The following is a 14218-nucleotide window of genomic DNA, read 5'->3' on the forward strand; positions in this document are numbered from 1 at the left end:
GTACCACCTCGCTGCGCGAGGTGCAAGCGAACACCCAGGCTGCGCCTGGGTGTTGCGCTCCCGCTCCGCGGGAGCGCTGGTGTGATGCTGCGCATCACACTCACCTCCCTTGCTGCGCAAGGGAGGTGACGTCTCGTCCGCTGCGCTTCCGAGACGTAGCCAGGCTGTGCCTGGCCAGAGTGAGTCTTTCGTTTCACTCCAGACCCTTGGAGGTGGGTCCGCTGCGCTCCCCCACCTGACGGTTGTTCTGGCTGCGCCTCCACAACGATTGGAGCCCGCTGGCGCGGGCTTGGCTGGCTGGAAAGGGGTGGGGGTTGCTCGTTCGTGTTGGGTTTGAGTGTAGCGGGTGCATCAGGAAGATGCACCATGTACCGTTGGCGAAAACAAAGGACACCCCCAACCGCCCGGGATCTCCCCGGAATTTCGAGAGGAGTGACCGTAGATGACCGGTCACCAGGAATCTACTGGACCTGATCCCGCGCTGAGCAGCGATTCTGTGCGGCGGGTGAGTCAGTATCAGACGGCGGGCGTGAACGCCCGGTTAAAGCTGTTCGCGCTTCTGGAGGCGCAGGGCGTGTCCGCGGGCGAGGTGGTCGAGTTGGGTGGCATGGCGCCGCGTTCGCGTGGCCCGCTTTCGCGGACGGCTGGGACGAAGGTGTGACGACGATGAGCGAGGCTCTGGTGGGCATCGCGGATCGGGACTGGTCACGGCGTGGCGGTCGGTCTGTCGGGGCTGCTGAACTGGCTGTACACATGGCGGACGTGAGGCGGCGTGAGCGGGTCTCTCTGGTGCGGCTGGAGAGGTTCGTCCGGGAGTCCGTGCTGCCGTCCGCCCATCCGCAGACCACGGCGCGGCGCGGCGCCGGGCGCTGGAGGCGCTGGGTGAGGCCGGCGGTCTGTGCACGGCCCTGACGGTGAGCAGCGGCGGGGGCGTCGTGGTCTGCACGCTCGATGCCGGGCACTACGACCCGGACGATCTGCCGGGGTTCAGGGACGGAAACCCGGGCGGCTGGCACAAGGCTGATGTGTCGATCTGGAACGACTCGGGCCCCGCCTGCATTCCGCACGCGGCCGTCTGAAACACCACACGAATTCAATGCTCGGGGAGGCAAGGAAATGTCAGCGATTCGACTCAAGGAACATCAGGTAGATCAGCGGTCCGCGTTTCGTCGGTGGGTGGGATTCCCTGCAAGGTCATCCGTGCCCCCGCAGGGTGCCCGAGGCACGATCGTGTCAGCGACCGGCTCGGGCAAGACGATCACGGCCGCCGCGTGCGCGCTGGAGTCGTTCGCGGGCGGCCGGATCCTCGTGACCCTGCCGACCTTGGACCTGCTCGCGCAGACTGCCCAGGCATGGCGCCTGGTGGGCCACCGGGCGCCGATGGTCGCGGTGTGCTCGCTGGAGAACGACGCGGTGCTGAACGAGTTGGGCGTACGGACCACGACGAATCCGATCCAGCTCGCCCTGTGGGCCGGGTCGGGGCCGGTCGTCGTGTTCGCTACCTACGCCTCGCTGGTGGACCGCGAGGACATCGACGCACCGTTGGGCCAGCGGAAGGTTCGCGGGCCGCTGGAGGCCGCCCTGGCGGGCGGGGAGCGGCTCTACGGGCAGCAGATGAGCCCGTTCGACCTCGCGATCGTGGATGAGGCGCACGGAACCGCTGGGGATCTTGGCCGTCCATGGGCGGCCATCCACGACAACACCCGCATCCCCGCCGACTTCCGGCTTTACCTCACCGCGACCCCGCGCATCCTCGCCGCACCCCGGCCGCAGAAGGGCGCGGACGGGCAGGAAGTAGAGCTGGCCTCGATGGGCCAGGACTCGCCAACCTACGGGCCGTGGCTGGCCGAGCTCGGTTTGAGCGAGGCGATCGAGCGGGAGATCCTCGCCGGGTTCGAGATCGACGTCCTGGAAATCCGCGACCCCTCGCCGGTCCTCGGAGAGTCCGAAGAGGCGAAGCGGGGCCGGCGCCTGGCCCTGCTGCAAACCGCACTCTTGGAGCACGCGGCAGCGTACAACCTCCGTACCGTCATGACGTTCCACCAGAAGGTCGAGGAAGCAGCCACGTTCGCGGAGAAGCTGCCGGAGACCGCGGCCGCGCTGTACGCCAACGACACCACAGGTGATGACCTGGCCGCCGCGGACAAGCTGCCGAGGTCGTCGATCGACGCGGAGTTCTACGAGCTGGAAGCCGGACGCCACGTACCCCCGGACCGTGTCTGGTCGGCGTGGCTGTGCGGCGACCACCTGGTGGCCGAACGCCGGGAGGCACTGCGTCAATTCGCCAACGGCATCGACGCGGCCGGGCGCCGGGTGCACCGCGCGTTCCTCGCCAGCGTTCGCGTTCTCGGAGAAGGCGTCGACATCACCGGCACCAGGGGCGTCGACTCGATCTGCTTCGCCGACACCCGCGGCTCCCAAGTCGAGATCGTCCAGAACATCGGCCGCGCGCTACGGCTCAACAAGGACGGCAGCACGAAGATCGCGCGCATCCTCGTGCCGGTCTTCCTGGAACCCGGCGAAGACCCGACCGATATGGTTGCTTCCGCCAGTTTTCGCCCACTTGTAGCAGTCCTCCAGGGCCTGCGCTCGCATGATGAGCGACTTGTTGAGCAGCTCGCTTCCCGTGCGCTCACCAGCGGGAAGCGCAAGATTCATGTCCGGCGTGACGAGGACGGACAGATCGTCGGGGCCGGTGGCGAGGGTGACGGCGACGACCAAGAGGACGACGACACCCAGGCCGCCGCCGAAGCGGCGCTGCTGCACTTCTCCACACCCCGGGACGCGGCGACCATCGCCGCCTTCTTGCGCACCCGGGTGTACCGGCCCGAGTCGCTGGTGTGGCTAGAGGGCTACCAAGCCCTCATCCGCTGGCGGAAAGAGAACCAGATCACCGGCGTCCACGCCGTGCCCTATGACGTTGAGGTCGAAGTGGGGGTGACGAAGGACTTCCCCCTCGGGCGGTGGGTGCACCAGCAGCGGAAGGCGCTGCGGGCAGGTGAACTGGAGGAGCGGCGCAAAACCCTGCTGGACGCCCCGGAAGCCGGGATGGTCTGGGAGCCGGGCGAGGAAGCGTGGGAGAGCAAGCTCGCCGCACTCCGGTCGTATCGGCGGGCCACGGGGCACCTCGCGCCACGTCAGGACGCGGTGTGGGGCGAGGGCGAGGCGATGGTGCCCATCGGGCAGCACCTCGCCAACCTCCGCCGGAAAGGCGGCCTGGGCAAGGACGCGGAGCGAGCCACCATGCGCGCGCAGCAGCTCACCGCGATCGATGAGGACTGGAACTGCCCCTGGCCACTCAACTGGCAACGCCACTACCGCGTCCTCGCCGACCTCGTCGACGCCGACGGCTACCTGCCCCACATCCAACCCGGCGTCCACTTCGACAGCGATGACATCGGCACATGGCTCGCACGGCAACAAGAACCAGGCACCTGGAAACAACTCACCAGTGAACAGCAGGAGCGGCTAACCGCACTGGGCGTGAAGCCTGGTGGGGTTCCGACTCCCACCCCAGCAGCGGCTGGCGTGGCGAAGGGGACGGGCAAAGCCCAGGCGGCGTTCCAACGCGGCCTCGCAGCCCTCGCGCAGTGGGTGGAACGGGAAGGCGCGGGCCGGCCCGTACCGAGAGGACACGCCGAACCGATCGCGGTCGACGACCAGACGGAACCAGTGGTGGTGAAGCTGGGTGTGTGGGTCTCCAACACCAAGAGCCGGCGGGACAAGCTCACCGCGGAGCAGCGGGACGCACTACGGGAGTTGGGCATGGAGTGGGCGGCGTAGCCGCGGTCAACGGCGAGCCCGCAGAGCGCGGGCCAGCATCCGGAACAGGAACGAGCAGAAGAGAAGCCGGTGGAGAACATTCTGTGGCTCGACGAGGAGACCCTCCGGGCGCGGATCGGTGTGTGCCGCCGTGCCGACGGAATGAGCGTGGGCGATATCGAGGCGGCGCTCGCGGACGCCGAGGGATACGCGGCCGAGGCCGAGGCGGAAGTGCGGCAGCCGTCGCCCGGACGGCCATCATTCATGCCCGACCCCGAGGTCGAAGCGGCCGACTGCGCGGCCCGCGTCGCCGAGTGGCGCCACGTGCTCGACCTAACGCGGGCGCAGAACTGGGAATCGTATGTGCCCGCGCGGGATGAGGTGGGCAGCCGGTGCGCCGCGGACTACGAGAGCTGGCGGCAAAGCGTCCTCACCCGAGCCCGCGAGACCGAGCAGCGGCAGCGGGACGCGGTCCACGAACTCAACGCCGACATCCGGCTCAACGCCACCATCGGACGCCGTATCCGGAGCCTGAGCCTGAGCCAACGGTACGGAATCACGCCTGAACAACTCCTCACCCAACTCGCCGGGCAAGCCGTAATGACCGGCGACGGCACCGTGGCGGTCGAGCCCTTCACACCGAGCTGAGGCTCCCGGCCGCCGGCTGCTGAACCGCATGCGCACGGGGCTCCGGAACTATGGATTCCCGCGTCACTGAACAGGCTTTTCTCACGAGCCAGCACGCAGATTTCTCAGCAAGTGCGCCGCCGCTACACGTAGCCCATGCCCTGCCATCAGGAGATTCCTCTCTCTACCAGTCGGACATCTCCGTGAGAATTTTCCCGGGCGACGAAGCGAGACTCAGCAACTTCGCTACCCCCCGCGACGCCGCCGACATCGCCGCCCTCACCCGCTGCCGCGTCATCCGGCCCCAGTCCCTGGTCTGGCTCGAGGGCTACCAAGCCCTCACCCGCTGGCGAGCTGAGAACGGGATCACCGGCCTGTATGCCGTCGCCTATGACGTCGAGACCCCAGTCGGAACGACGAAGACGTTCCCGCTTGGCCGATGGGTGCACCAACAGAGAAAAGCGCTGCGGGCCGGAGAACTCGACCCCCACCGCAAAACCCTCCTCGACGAAGCCGGAATGGTCTGGGAACCAGGCGACGAAGCATGGGAGAACAAACTCGCCGCCCTCCGCTCCTACCACCGTACGCACGGGCACCTCGCACCCCGACAAGACACCCTCTGGGGCGAAGGCGAGGGAGAAGGCCTGGTGCCGGTTGGACAGCACATGGCCAACCTCCGCCGCAAGGATGGCCTCGGCAAAGACCCGAAGCGGGCTGCCGCACGCGCGGCACAGCTCACCGCGATCGATGAGGACTGGAACTGCCCCTGGCCACTCGACTGGCAACGCCACTACGCCGTACTACACGACCTAGCCGCCGACGAGGGCGATGGCGCCCTGCCCGAGATTCAGCCCGGGGTGCTGTTCGAGGACGATGACATCGGACGATGGCTGGAGCGCCAGAAGAACCCGGGCACCTGGAAACAGCTCTCCGAGGAGCAGCAGCAGCGGCTGTTGAAGCTGGGCCTACAGCCCGACCAGGCCCCGGCCCACGCCCCGACGGCAAGCCACACGACGAAGGGGCCGAGCAAAGCGCAGCAAGCATTCCAACGCGGCCTCGCGGCCCTCACCCAGTGGGTCGAGCGGGAAGGCAATCGGCCGGTCCCACGCGGCGCGGTCGTCGAGATCGAGGTCGATGGCCAGGACGAGCCGGTGCCGGTGAAGCTTGGCGTGTGGGTCTCGAACACCAAGTCGAGGCGGGACAAGCTCACTCAGGAGCAACTCGTTGCCCTACGGGAGCTCGGTATCGCTTGGGCATGACTCTGGCACCGACCCATCGGTGCGCTAACCAGACAGCGCCGAGCCCGCAGTCCCCAAGGGAACGCCTGCCGGGACTGCGGGTTGCAGATTCGACTGGTGTCTCAGCTGCTGTCGCCACTCTGATCAATTTCTGTGTCCGGGGCCTCTTGCCCGGCGGTCGCTTCTGGGACGAGGCGATCGGTGTCCGACAGTTTTAGCGCGCGGTGAACTCCCGAGATGGGCGGGGGATCGTTGTCCGCCACGATGATCTGCAGGTCATCGATGTGCTGGAGGGCAGCGCTGAGCAGGGTGGTGTACATCTTGCGTAGCCGCTCGAGATCGATGCCTTCGTGGCCGACGTTGTTGCTGAGGCCGTCGATGATCAGGATGTTCGGGAGCGGAATGCTGTTGTCCCGCAGGGCAACAAGTTGGTGTGCGAGGACGTGCGCCACGTTGACGAGGACTTCCACTCCCTGAGAGCCGAGGTCTGAGAAGGACCGGCCGTCGACGATGGGCAGGTACGTCTTGCGACTGATGTACGTGCCTGCCGGTTCTTCGAATCGTGGGGTGTCGAAGGCGCGGAGGATCGTCTCGAAGGCTTCATCGAGTTTCCGCAGTCGTTCTTGGACGGCAGGGTTGCTGTGCCTGGAAGCGTCGATGCTCGCGTTGAGAGATTCTTGTTCCTGCTCAAGCTCGGCGATGCGGCGTGCCTGCTTCTGGGAACGCTCGTACAACGACAGGGCTTGTTCCAGGCTGATCAAGCGTTCTTCAAGCCGGGCTTGTTCGGCGGCGGTGGCGCGGATGCGGTCGGTCTGATCGCTGACGAAGGCTGACGTGGCTCGGTCTAGCTGTGCTCCGAGGTCGTTGCGGAGACGGGCGTGGCCTGCGCGTGCGGCCTGGAGTTCTTCGATTCTTTTCGTGCTGCGCTCGATGAGTTGCTTGGTTTCCGAAACCTGCTCGATCACCCGGTCCTGCTCGCTGGCGAGGGATGACGGTGCCGCGGTCTGCGGAGGGGTCTGCAGGCACAGTCGGCAGGTGTGGTCGTCACCGCGCTCTGGGATGCCGGACCCGCAACGGGGACAGGTGTGGAACTCGAAGTCGTTGAGAAGCCGTTCCGCGACGAGTGCGCGGGTGAGGCGACGGCTTTGGGCGATGAGCTGGTCGTGTAGCTCGCGCAGGTTGGCTACCGCCGCAGATTCCGCGGCGGTAGCCATGTCGATGCGCGCGAGTTCGCTTTCAGCATCAGCAATCCGAGAGCGCAGGGTCACCGTGGAAGGGTCGGTGAGCTCACTCGTTAGTTGCTGATCCGCTGTGCGTGCCGCCCGAAGCTTGGTCTCAGTGGCTGTGCGCTGCACCTCCAGCTGGGCTTGTGAGCCGAAGGCTGTCTCAGCCAAGAGTCGTTCCAGGGTGACGGAGTCCGCAGTGAGGGCCTTGAGCTCCGTGGACACTTCGCGAAGCCGTTCCCGAAGTCCGGTGGATTCAGGGTCATGGATGCCGTACAAAATCTCGAAGACGTAGCGGCGTTTGATGTTCTTCGCGTGGTTGTCAGCGGTGCCGAAGACAGAGGCGTCGATCTCCTTCTGTCTCAGGACGCAGTACATGAGGTAGTCGCTTGCCGTCACGGGGACAAGCGGGCTCGTTTGGTCGGTTGGGGCTCGCGGCACCTTGATGCGAGGCAGGCCGAGGCGGTCGAGGAGCCAGTCGCGGAAGGTGTGGTCGTAGCCGGCCTGGAGTTCGCTGGCCGGCAACCGCCAGGCTTCCTCTTGGCCTCCGATCTCGGCGATATCGACCTTGGCGGTCGTCGTGGTGACAAGGGGGCGGACGATGCGGAAGCGGCGGTCGCCGATGAGTACGGTGCCGGCCATGGTGCGCCCTCGGAGCTCGGGGACGACGCTTACATCGGCGCCGAGCAAGGCCCGAAGGCAGCTGATCGTCGCCGTCTTACCGCCGCTCATGGCGCCAGTAATGGCGTTCATCCCACGCTCGAACCGGATGCGGCGGCTGGTTCCGACCAGGTGCAGTTCTTCGATCCGGATTCTCACAGCTGTGTCCCCCAGTCCGCCTCGACGATGTCGGGGAACGCTCGATAGATCATGTCTTTGAGAGTGGTGCCGGTGAGGTTGAAGTGCCGGCGCAGGAGCCGGGCCCGATCGCGTACGGGGCGCCAGCTTTCGGATTCGGCAAGGGCTTGCGCAACCGCTCTTCCGGCTGGCGTGGTGCGGTAGGTCGCGACCGCGTTCTCGTGCTTGGGCTCGATGAGGCCCTTGCCTGTCAGAGCACCGAGGAGGGCGTAGTAAGCGGGGTCCCAGGGGCCATAGCGATAGCGGATCATGCTCTGCTCGATGGCTCCTGTCAGCCACGGATCGTCGCCTGGGTCGGCGTCGGGTCGGCGCTCGGCCATCAAATGGTTGAAGTGCTCGGGGTAGCGCAGGAGAAAGTCAAGTTTGGCGAGCTTCATCCTGCCTTCGATGCCTTTGGATGCTGCTGTCTCGGAGAAGGCGTCGATGAGGACAAGAAGCCTGGCTTGGGCGTCGACGGAAGGAGGGAGTCCGTCTGGATACTCCGGGGGCGCAGTGGGGGGCGGGGCGATATCAGGCAGGAGACTCATGGCCAGTCCCCCAGTCGAAACGGCATTCGTCGGAGATGGCGCACGCCCGGCCCATGAGCAGCACGCCGTCCCGGGCATAGAGGGGCCAGCGGTCGTGGGTAGCGGCGCTGGTTTCGAGAGTGGTCTGGAGGCCGTCGAAGATGGCGTTCGCTGGGCGAGGATCTGCCGCGTGCCTGCGGATGGTACGGCGCGCGACCAGCAGCAGCCGCTCGTCCAGGTCCGCCTCGATGGCCGGGTCAGCCGGCCACGTGCCCAGGGACTGCTGCTTCATACGGTGAATGTCGGCATGCGCGCGGACCATCTGAGCTTCCTGGATTACATCGTCCGTCGCCGCGCCCCGGCGTAGCTTGCGGACCAACGCTGTCTCGACTCCGCTGAGACGCTGCGATACATCAGTCAGCAGTACGTGGTCAGGGCGCATCAGACGCTGTCGGAGGTCTGCGACGGTGCCGGGGCCGATGCGCTTCCTCAACAGTTTCGCAGGCAGGTCCTGCACCGCTAGCTGCTCGGCCCACCGCGGGCCCAAACGGCCCTGCATTGCCTCCCGAGTACGGCGTACGAGTTCGGTGTAGAGGCCGGTGATCTCCGCACCGGTCAAGGACGGGCCGAGCTCGTGGAGGAAGGCGGTGTTGCGCAGCTCGATGTCCTCGCGTCTGGGCAGTTCCCGGATGCGGACCAGGCCCAGGAAGGCTGAAACCTCCTTGATGTCAGCCTTCAGGTGGGCTGTCACCCGCCTCAAGCACCGCTCGTTATCCGCCCCTCCCCCATGTGCGAGAGCGGTGACGAGTGCGTCGGCGGGATCGAGGTAACCCTCCAGCCCAGCTGTGAGCCCGTATGAGAGCGCCTGGTCCTTCACCGCCCCGTACGTGCGCCACAAGCTCTTCAACGGTCCCTTGGCGAGAACGTCCGTAAGCGCCCAGGGCGTGGTCGTGTCCCGTGTCTTGATCTGCTGAAAATCCCAGAAGAGGCCGCCCTTGGTCTGCTCCTCGCTGCCGCGGGCAACGATGACGTCCTCGATGTGCTCGCAGGTCACATGGCGTACCGGCTCGTCAGCGAGCATTTCCAGGATGGCCTGCGCAGCCACATGAACCTGATACTCGTACCGCCGCAGCGTGACCGAACCAGAATCGTCCGGAGCAACGGTCTCAATCGGATCAGCCATATACCCCCCAGCCCACTCTCCCCAAGCACGCAGCGTAAGCGGTACAACACTGGCCAGTCGATCGCTTCGACGGAACTCGTGGAGCCACTGTTCCCTCACTGGGGACGGGTCCCTCTTCGGCGGACGCCTACGGCTCGGGCCTCCAGCTCATCACCACCGACAACGACACCGCCCCCTGGCCGGACGAAGCCTTCAGCACCATCGAAGTCGACTACGCCTGCCCATGGTTCCCAGCGTCACTCGACCCGGCCCCAGCCACACCGGGACGCGCTGAAGACGAGGTACCGGGCATAGTCGCGCCGCCCCCTACGTTGACCCGGCGGTGCCGGTCGCGCCCGGCAAAGGTGGTGAGACTGCCGAACGGATCCGGTGATCGACTCGCATCTCGTTGGCCAGTGAGGAGAAGTGGCGTGCGCAGTCGGGATGGTCGCGCAGAGCTCCTGCGACTGAGCCGGCGGCATCCCCTGTCAGGGTGCGCAGCCAGGGCCTGATCTCATCCTGCGGCCTCCACTGGTCCCACAAGGCGTCCCAGGTGAAGGCGCCGTTGCAGCAAACCTCCAGCAGATCCAACTGCGCAGCATTAGCGGCATGGCGTGCGACGGTGAACAGCCACAGGATGACGGCGTCGACTTCACCACGCTCTATTGAGCGGTGTGTGCCCAGAAGGTCGGGCATCGCCCGGACAATCTCAAGGGCTCGGGGAGGGTCAGCCAACAACGCCGGCATGAGCGCCAAAGGATCAACATTGAGAAGTACGTCGCAGTACAGAGCAGCGTCGTCGGGGTGGGCAGCCGCCAGGGCCACCAACTCCTCTGAGGCATTCGCTGCTCCATCGCTCAAAGCATCACGGAGCGTTTCGGCATGTACTACGGGCGGCGTGGGGGGTGTGTCGATCTCCTGGGCGATGAGGTCAAGGAACGCTTGCACCGTTGCCGGCCGTCTCCCGGGGTCCGTACGCGTTGCTCCTCGGACGACCGCGCGCCAGGGCCCAGAGTCCGGTATGAGTGGAATATTCTGCTGCGGGTTCCTGCGTGTGACCGCCCAGCCGATCAGCTGCCCCAGGCTGTAGACGTCAGTCGGCGGACCGGCACTATGGGCATCGAAGCTCAACTCCGGAGCGGCAAAGCCCTCAGATCCCATGCTCGCCCCAAGCCGGGTGCGCTGCGCATGCGTGGTCTGGCCAGGCGGACGACGCACAATGCCCCAGTCGGCAAGAACCCATCGCCCATCAAGCCGAAGTACGTTAGACGGCTTGATGTCCCGATGTATCCATCCGTGAGGGGCGCCCGGTGCCTGCATCCCATGCGCAGCGATCAGCACCGAGCACAGGCTCTCAATCAGGTCCCGTAGTACGGCCGGATCCTTGAGGTCATCGAGGCATTCCGTTGCGACAGCCTGCGCCTTGGGCATGACGAACCACGTGCCGTCGGCGCTGGCGTCCCAGACCGGCATCGCATTCGGATGGTCGCTCAGAAGACGGCCCACCTCGATCTCACGGGTCATCCGGGCTTTCTTGTCGAGGTGCGGGTACTGGCCGCGTAGCTTCTTGAGGACGACGGGCGTGCCGGTCGGCTTGTGCGTCGCGTAGAAGACGTCAGCCATGCCGTCCTCTTGACGGTGGAAGGGGAACTTCTCGCAGGCATAGTCCTTGCGCAGACCGCAAGCCTCGTACGGGGCTGCTGCGCCACTCCGCACTTCACTGGTCTGCGCTGTGTCGACTCCTCCGCGCTGTGAGAAGCCGGTCAACAGCATGCGATCAGGTAGTTGCAGGCGCTGACGGATATCGGCAACCGCGCTGGGCCCGACGCGCTTCCCCAGCAGCCCCGCAGGCAGGTCCTGCACTCCTGACTGCTCAGTCCACCGAGGATCCAGGCGGCCTTGCATCGCCTTCCTGACACGGTGCACGAGCTCGGCGTAGAGACCGCTAATTTCAGTACCGGTCAACGGCGAGCCCAGTTCGCGAAGGAACGCGACGTTACGTTCCTCGATGTCTTCGCTCCTGGGAAGTTCCTGGATACGGATCAGGCCCAAGAAGGCAGAGACCTCCTTGGCGTCAGCTTTCAGGTGGGCAGTCACCCGCTCCATACAGTGCTCGTTGTCGGCCCCTTCTCCGTGCGCAAGAGCAGTAACGAGCGCATCGGCAGGATCAAGAAATCCCTCAACGGCAGCCGTTAGCCTGTAGGAGAGTCCCTGGTCTTTCAACGTTCCATACGTACGCCACAGGCTTTGCAACGGCCTCTTTGCGAGCACGTCTCTGAATGCCCAAGGAGTGGCCACTTCCCGCGTCTTGATCTGTTGAAACTCCCAAAACAGACCGCCCTTGGCCTGCCCCTCACTGCGGGCGATGATGACGTCCTCAATGTGCTCGCATGTCACATGCCGTACTGCCTCATCAGCGAGCATCTCCAGGACGGCCTGTGCAGCCACATGAGTCTGGTACTCGTAGCCCCGCAGTGTCGCCGAACCCGCGTTCAGGGCAGCAGTCGCAATCGGATCAACCATGTACCCCCCAGCCCACTCTCCCCAAGCACGCAGCGTAAGCGGTACTCGACTGGCGAGTCGATCACTTCGGCGGAACTCGTGAAGCCAGCGTGTCCTTCCCTCACTGAGGTCTCCCTCTTCGGCAGCGGATTGTGTTCACCCGTTCGGGGTGGGAGCAGCCAGATCACGTACCCGGCCGCCCGGCATGCATTTGGCTGTCAGACGTGAGGCGACAAGGCGGCGAGGCAAGCGGAGAGTTCGCGGAGGGAGCCGACGACCACCTGATGGCGCGCTTCGTCGATCCTGCGTGCAGTGAGCGGCTGATGTGCTGGCGAGACGTCGCACGGGAGGTCGCGTTGGAGGACTGCGGCCCGGTGCGGCCCTTTCCCGTGCGTCCTGGCCGTCGTTTTGCGCCGGGTTGGTGGTGGTCGGCAACGAACGGGCGGCTGGTGCACTACGGGTCTGGTGTCATGCGCACCCAGGTGATGCTGCTGGACCGGGATCCTTCGGTCGAGGCCATTGCATGCCGCCCGGTGGAATTCACCTGGCGTAAACGTGACGGAACCTGGGTGCGGCACGCACCGCATCTGATGGCCCGGCTCGCGGAAGGCAGGGGTCTGCTGGCGGACTGCGCCGGGCACGGGGACATCTCACCGCGCCTGGCCTGTCGGGCGGCGGTGATGAAGGCCGCGGCCGCGGCAGCAGGGTGGCAGTACAGGGTTCTGCGCCCTCCTGATCCGGTTCTGGCGGCCAATCTGCGCTGGCTGGCCGGGTACCGGCACCCCCGCTACAGGGGCGGCGAACTTGCCGGGCGCGCGGCCGAGGTCTTTCGGCGACCGCGGCCTCTGATCGAGGGCGTGCGTGAACTCGGCGATCCAGTGGAGGTCTTCCCGGTGGTCTTCCACGCGCTGTGGCACGGCAAGTTGTCGGCCCCCCTCGAGGTGCCCTTGCACGAGCGGGTGACCGTGACGGCGGACCGCCCCACAGGGGGGGCAGGCATGAGCGGCACAGTGCTAGAGCCCGGAACACAGGTGCGTTTCGCGAAGCGGACCTGGACGGTGGTCATGCTGGAAGGGTCATGCGTACGGCTGGTCGACGCGGACAACTCCGTGGCCACTGTCCTGGCGAACTTCCTGTTCGCCGAACCCGACTTCGAAGTGGTAGGCGCCCCGCAGCGCGGCGTGCCTCCGTTCGGGCTCCTGGAGGAGCTGCCTGAACAGGTGCGCGCGCGTGCGTACGCCTGGGAGCGGCACGTGCGTGAGGTCGAGACCGGATACCCCGTCCCGGGACAGGACCAGCCGCCTCGGGCCGAATTCGATCCGGCCCGGCGCACCATGGCAGAGCGGGAGGAGGCCAAGGCCGCCGAGCTGACGGCGGCCGGGCAGCCGGCAAGTGCGGTGACGGTGCGGCGGATGCGGGCCCGCTATCGGGAGCAATGCCTGTGGGGGCTGGTGGACGGCCGGGCCGCCCGGCGGCGCTCGCCGATAGGGCGCGCGGACGAGCGGGTGTCGCCGCGATCGCGCAGGCACTCCAGGCGCAGCGGGAGCGGTCGACCGGGACGCTGAGCCGGCTCCGGCGCACCGTCGGCTGGATTCTGGAGGACGCCCACGGTGTGGGGACGGTAAAGGTGCCGCCGGCCTCGACATTCAACCGGCTGGTGCACGCCCTCGCGGACCGTCATGGGCTGCTGGGGACAGCGGCGCAGCGGCGCCGTCACTCCTCACGGCCGGCTCCGCCGTTCACCCCGACGGTGGCGCTGCGGCCCGGTGAGCTGGTGATGCTGGACAGCACCCCTTTGGACGTGATGGTGGTCCTGGCCGACGGGGTGGCGGGTAAGGCCGAGCTGACGATCGCCCTGGATGTGGCGACGCGCAGTATCTGTGCGACCGTGCTGCGGCCGATGGGCACCGGGTCGGTGGATGCGGCGGTTCTGCTGGCGCAGATGGTGACGCCAATGCGGATGCGCCGAGGGTGGGAAGAGGCGCTGGCGATATCGCGGTCGGTCATCCCCTACGAGCGGCTGGTGTCGTTGGACGCGCGGCTGGAGGGTGCGGCAGCCCGTCCGGTGATCACGCCGGAGACGGTCGTCGTCGACCAGGGCCGGGTGTTCATCTCCGCCTCGTTCACCGCGGCGTGCGACAGCCTGGGGGTGTCGGTGCAGCCGGCGCCTCCGGCCAACGGCCCGGCCAAGGGAAATGTCGAGCGGATGTTCCGCACCATCGGCGACCGGTTCTCTCAGTACGTGGCCGGTTACACCGGCTCCGACGTCACTCAGCGGGGCTCTCACGTCGGGGACGAGGCGTGCTGGACGCTGCCACAGGTGCAGGATCTGCTGGACGA

10 protein-coding genes and 1 pseudogene are annotated in these 14218 nt (G+C 66.5%); 7 read left to right on the forward strand and 4 right to left on the reverse strand.

Going from position 1 to position 14218, the window contains the following annotated elements; genetic code table 11:
• Window positions 1–442 precede the first annotated feature (442 nt).
• The 6 genes and pseudogenes from OID54_RS37565 to OID54_RS37590 form a co-directional block, all read left to right on the forward strand.
• A complete protein-coding gene (locus OID54_RS37565) occupies window positions 443–661 on the forward strand; it encodes a hypothetical protein (RefSeq protein ID WP_329011931.1) in 219 nt (72 codons plus the stop codon).
• A 5-nt stretch (window positions 662–666) separates the two neighbouring features.
• A complete protein-coding gene (locus tag OID54_RS37570) occupies window positions 667–912 on the forward strand; it encodes a hypothetical protein (protein ID WP_329011934.1) in 246 nt (81 codons plus the stop codon).
• A gap of 2 nt (window positions 913–914) precedes the next feature.
• Window positions 915–1079 carry a hypothetical protein gene (locus OID54_RS37575; RefSeq protein WP_329011938.1) on the forward strand — a complete coding sequence of 55 codons (165 nt, stop codon included), beginning with the start codon at window positions 915–917 and terminating at the stop codon, window positions 1077–1079.
• 37 nt (window positions 1080–1116) lie between these two features.
• Entirely contained in the window at window positions 1117–3783 is a 2667-nt protein-coding gene (locus OID54_RS37580) for a DEAD/DEAH box helicase (RefSeq protein ID WP_329011941.1), read from the forward strand.
• A 69-nt stretch (window positions 3784–3852) separates the two neighbouring features.
• Window positions 3853–4410, forward strand: a complete 558-nt coding sequence (locus OID54_RS37585; RefSeq protein ID WP_329011944.1) for a hypothetical protein — start codon at window positions 3853–3855, stop codon at window positions 4408–4410.
• Between the two features lie 203 nt (window positions 4411–4613).
• Window positions 4614–5648: pseudogene (locus tag OID54_RS37590) on the forward strand (helicase associated domain-containing protein); the annotation flags it as partial.
• 101 nt (window positions 5649–5749) lie between these two features.
• Here OID54_RS37590 and OID54_RS37595 read toward each other — a convergent pair.
• From OID54_RS37595 to OID54_RS37610, 4 genes are all read right to left on the reverse strand, one after another.
• The gene (locus tag OID54_RS37595; RefSeq protein WP_329011947.1) at window positions 5750–7669 is read right to left on the reverse strand and encodes a hypothetical protein; all 1920 of its coding nucleotides are present in this window, start codon (window positions 7667–7669) and stop codon (window positions 5750–5752) included.
• Complete coding sequence (locus tag OID54_RS37600) at window positions 7666–8235, reverse strand: hypothetical protein (RefSeq protein ID WP_329011949.1); 570 nt, start codon at window positions 8233–8235, stop codon at window positions 7666–7668. Before OID54_RS37600 ends, OID54_RS37595 begins: the two co-directional genes overlap by 4 nt.
• Entirely contained in the window at window positions 8219–9397 is a 1179-nt protein-coding gene (locus OID54_RS37605) for a dsDNA nuclease domain-containing protein (protein WP_329011952.1), read from the reverse strand. Before OID54_RS37605 ends, OID54_RS37600 begins: the two co-directional genes overlap by 17 nt.
• Before the next feature lie 306 nt (window positions 9398–9703).
• Window positions 9704–11899 carry a dsDNA nuclease domain-containing protein gene (locus OID54_RS37610; protein WP_329011955.1) on the reverse strand — a complete coding sequence of 732 codons (2196 nt, stop codon included), beginning with the start codon at window positions 11897–11899 and terminating at the stop codon, window positions 9704–9706.
• 203 nt (window positions 11900–12102) lie between these two features.
• Between OID54_RS37610 and OID54_RS37615 the strand changes: the two genes are divergently transcribed.
• Complete coding sequence (locus OID54_RS37615) at window positions 12103–13443, forward strand: TnsA-like heteromeric transposase endonuclease subunit (protein ID WP_329011959.1); 1341 nt, start codon at window positions 12103–12105, stop codon at window positions 13441–13443.
• The last annotated feature ends 775 nt before the right edge of the window (window positions 13444–14218 follow it).

It is taken from the genome of Streptomyces sp. NBC_00690, assembly GCF_036226685.1.
Classification (GTDB): domain Bacteria; phylum Actinomycetota; class Actinomycetes; order Streptomycetales; family Streptomycetaceae; genus Streptomyces.

Coding starts and splice junctions, on each gene's coding strand:
- OID54_RS37610 (WP_329011955.1), bottom strand. CDS start 11,899: ATGGTTGATCCGATTGCGACTGCTGCCCTGAACGCGGGTTCGGCGACA.
- OID54_RS37605 (WP_329011952.1), bottom strand. CDS start 9,397: ATGGCTGATCCGATTGAGACCGTTGCTCCGGACGATTCTGGTTCGGTC.
- OID54_RS37565 (WP_329011931.1), top strand. CDS start 443: ATGACCGGTCACCAGGAATCTACTGGACCTGATCCCGCGCTGAGCAGC.
- OID54_RS37570 (WP_329011934.1), top strand. CDS start 667: ATGAGCGAGGCTCTGGTGGGCATCGCGGATCGGGACTGGTCACGGCGT.
- OID54_RS37580 (WP_329011941.1), top strand. CDS start 1,117: ATGTCAGCGATTCGACTCAAGGAACATCAGGTAGATCAGCGGTCCGCG.
- OID54_RS37600 (WP_329011949.1), bottom strand. CDS start 8,235: ATGAGTCTCCTGCCTGATATCGCCCCGCCCCCCACTGCGCCCCCGGAG.